Source organism: Cohnella sp. AR92, from assembly GCF_003990975.1.
In the GTDB taxonomy this organism is placed as follows: domain Bacteria; phylum Bacillota; class Bacilli; order Paenibacillales; family Paenibacillaceae; genus Cohnella.
In genome coordinates, this window is record NZ_RZJR01000035.1 from 1 (window position 1) to 2,879 (window position 2,879).

The following is a 2,879-nucleotide window of genomic DNA, read 5'->3' on the forward strand; positions in this document are numbered from 1 at the left end:
CTCGGATACGAGTGCGAGGACGTCGTCATTGATCCGTCCTACTCGATCGAGACGGCGCCGACCAACCTCACCATGAGGCAGGTCATGGCGAACATCGCGGGGTGCAATGCGGCAAGCGTTTTTGTCTCTCTGGACGGTAAGATCAAGTTCAAGCGGTTCGCGGCCGCGGCACCGATTGACTTCGATATGACGTCTCGAGATTACATCCGCGCCAAGCTGACCAACCCCATCAAGACGTACACGCGCATCGTGGTGACGGCCAGCACTGAGGACGACATCGCCTACGCGGCCGGCGCGGGAGACGAAGGCAAGACGCTCAGACTCGACAATCCATTTGCGACACAGCAGATTGTTAATGACCTGCATGCACAGCTCAACGGGTTCGCCTATCAACCGCTCGAGATGGATACCCGCGGCTTCCCGCAGCTCGAACCCGGAGATTCGATCGAGTTCGTCAGGAATGAAGGAACGACTTGGGCGCAGATGACATCGCAATGGGCCAACACCAATGTCCCATGGGACGGCATGGTCCATTATAGGTCCATCATCTTGCACCAGACGCTCTCTTTCAAGGGCGGACTCAAGATGTCCATTCAGGCGCCGAGCAAGTCCGAGCAGCAGTCGGAATTCGTGACGAAGGGCCCGCTGACGCAGCAGGTCGAGTCGATCGACAAGACGGCCGTGAAGCAGGGGAAATCCTATTACGGGGTCACGACGAGCAAAGAGGAAGGTCTTGTTATTGATCGAGATGACGGTAAGGCAAAGGCCGTCTTTAATGCTGACGAGTTGACCTTCTATAAGGGGAGCAGCAAGGCGCTCTGGTTCGACGTGGCGAATGACAAGTACAAGTTTTCGGGCACCTTGGAAGGCGTGGATGGAGTATTCAAGGGTACGATCCAGGCTGGGACGATTATCGGTGGGACGATCAATGGATCATCCATTACAGGTGGTACGATTACCGGATCGCTCATTCGAACATCTAGCGATGGAACACGGATCGAGCTAAGCGCTACGAACAACTTGCTGACGGCTTATTACAATAGCAACTACTACATCTCTATCAACCCTCTTTACGGCGGCGGGCCAGGCATTCAGTTTTTCAACAACGGGAATAACGTTGGCAATATCTATATGAGTAGCAATGGGCTATGGATTGGCGCGGATAACCTTTTCTTAAGTGTCGGCAGTACCACAATTCAAGGGGGGTGGAGCCAATTAAAGATTCCAAATCAGACATTGCAGGCTGCACTCGATAGTAAGGCTGATGTATCGGCTCTCAACTCAAAGGCAGATCAGTCTTATGTCGTTGCAAGAGACGTCTACAGTGCCTCTTTCGACTCTTCTACTCGCAACCTGAAGCTTTATAATAGCAGCGGGGCAACTCTCGTAACGGTTAATATTCCTTCCTAGACGTGGTATAATGTCGTCAAAAGGAATAATATGGAGGGATTTCAACATGAAGAGAGTTCCTTATATTTTGTTAGGGATGCTCGTCGGTATTGCCCTTACGATTTCTGCTGGAGCATACGCTGCTAATTCTGGACTAATAGGTAAGAAGATAACTGCTGAGGTCCCGATTGTTCTTGACGGAAAAAAGATATCCGAGAAGGGATCTGTTGCGGGGGGGACAACTCTTTTGCCGGTTAGATCTCTCGCCGGTCTTTTTGGGGCTGATGTGAAGTACACTGATGGGACTGTATATTTGACTAGCACGGAGGTAGGAGGTGCTGCTGTGCCTGAAGCGACAACATCACCGACAGCGGCGAATCAACTGACTGAGGAAGAGCTTAAGAAAAAGATTGCTGACCTGGATAGCCGTATCGAGATGGCTCTGTTGACATATAACGAAACTCAAGAGGTAATCGATAGAATGTCGACTGATCCAAATGCTGAGAAAGAAGTAGAGCGGCTGCAAGGTTTCAATGATCAAACAAAGGCATCCATCGAAGAACTCCAAAAAGAGAAAGCCGATCTCGAAGCCCAGCTTAAAGCTCTGCAACAATAATCAAATATCATGCACACGGTCCGCCAAGAGGCGGGCCTTTTTGTTGTGCGAAGGAGGTCATCACTTTGGCTAGAATAGAGCCGGTTATTCGACTCGAGATTGACCCTCTGCAGCCTGTACCTGAGATCTGCGCGGTCATTATGGCCGTCGCGCCTTATCATCCTGGGCATGAAGAAGCGATCCTTCAGGGGGTTAAAGAGGCCGTTGAGCAGAGGATAGCCCAATTGAAAGGAGCTGAGAAGCTTGGCTAATCCATATTGCAACCTTCCTGGCAATGAGAACATCAGTGACACATACCAGATGATCACCGAGGGGTTCGACGGCGTTGATACGGATCTCCAAGGCCACATCGGCAAAGGAGGCAATGCCCACGCCGTCGCTACGCCAACGAAAGCCGGTTTTCAGTCTGCAGAAGACTTCATCAAGCTGGACGGGATTGAGGCGGGAGCGGAGGTAAACCAGCCGGCATTCTCCAAGATCAATGGAATTCAAGCAGACGATCCGGAAGATGAACTGACATTCGAGGAAGGAACAGGCATTGCGATAACGACAGATCCTGCCTCGAAGAAAGTCAGGTTCACTGCAACAGGAGACGCAACACCGGGGCCTCACGCAACAAGCCACATCCCCGGGGGTAACGACGTCATCCCCGACGCGGTTGCGGGCGGAAGCTCGGGGCTTATGTCCGGAGCGGATAACGCGCGATCCAATAACCTAGACTGATACGGCACGACAACCGGCACGGCAACTGTATTGGCGGTCACGCTGTCTCCTGTTCCGACAGGGCTGGTCGAAAGTCTCCGGATCGCCATTAAGCTTCATGTCGACGTTACTGCGGCTGCCACTCTTAATGTTAATAGTCTCGGAGCCAAGT

General features: G+C 52.0%; 4 protein-coding genes. All 4 read left to right on the plus strand.

Annotated elements, in window-relative coordinates; genetic code table 11:
• Positions 1–1,410: hypothetical protein (locus tag ELR57_RS27720; protein WP_238162722.1), on the plus strand; the 1,410-nt coding region annotated here is incomplete at its 5' end.
• A 46-nt stretch (positions 1,411–1,456) separates the two neighbouring features.
• A complete protein-coding gene (locus ELR57_RS27725; RefSeq protein WP_126963086.1) occupies positions 1,457–2,005 on the plus strand; it encodes a DUF3450 domain-containing protein in 549 nt (182 codons plus the stop codon).
• A 65-nt stretch (positions 2,006–2,070) separates the two neighbouring features.
• A complete protein-coding gene (locus ELR57_RS27730) occupies positions 2,071–2,256 on the plus strand; it encodes a hypothetical protein (RefSeq protein WP_126963087.1) in 186 nt (61 codons plus the stop codon).
• Entirely contained in the window at positions 2,249–2,728 is a 480-nt protein-coding gene (locus tag ELR57_RS27735) for a hypothetical protein (RefSeq protein ID WP_126963088.1), read from the plus strand. The genes ELR57_RS27730 and ELR57_RS27735 overlap by 8 nt, the downstream gene beginning before the upstream one ends.
• Positions 2,729–2,879: the final 151 nt, after the last annotated feature.

Bases quoted from the DNA above. Each gene is read 5' to 3' on its own strand.
- ELR57_RS27725 (WP_126963086.1), top strand. From the start codon at position 1,457: ATGAAGAGAGTTCCTTATATTTTGTTAGGGATGCTCGTCGGTATTGCC.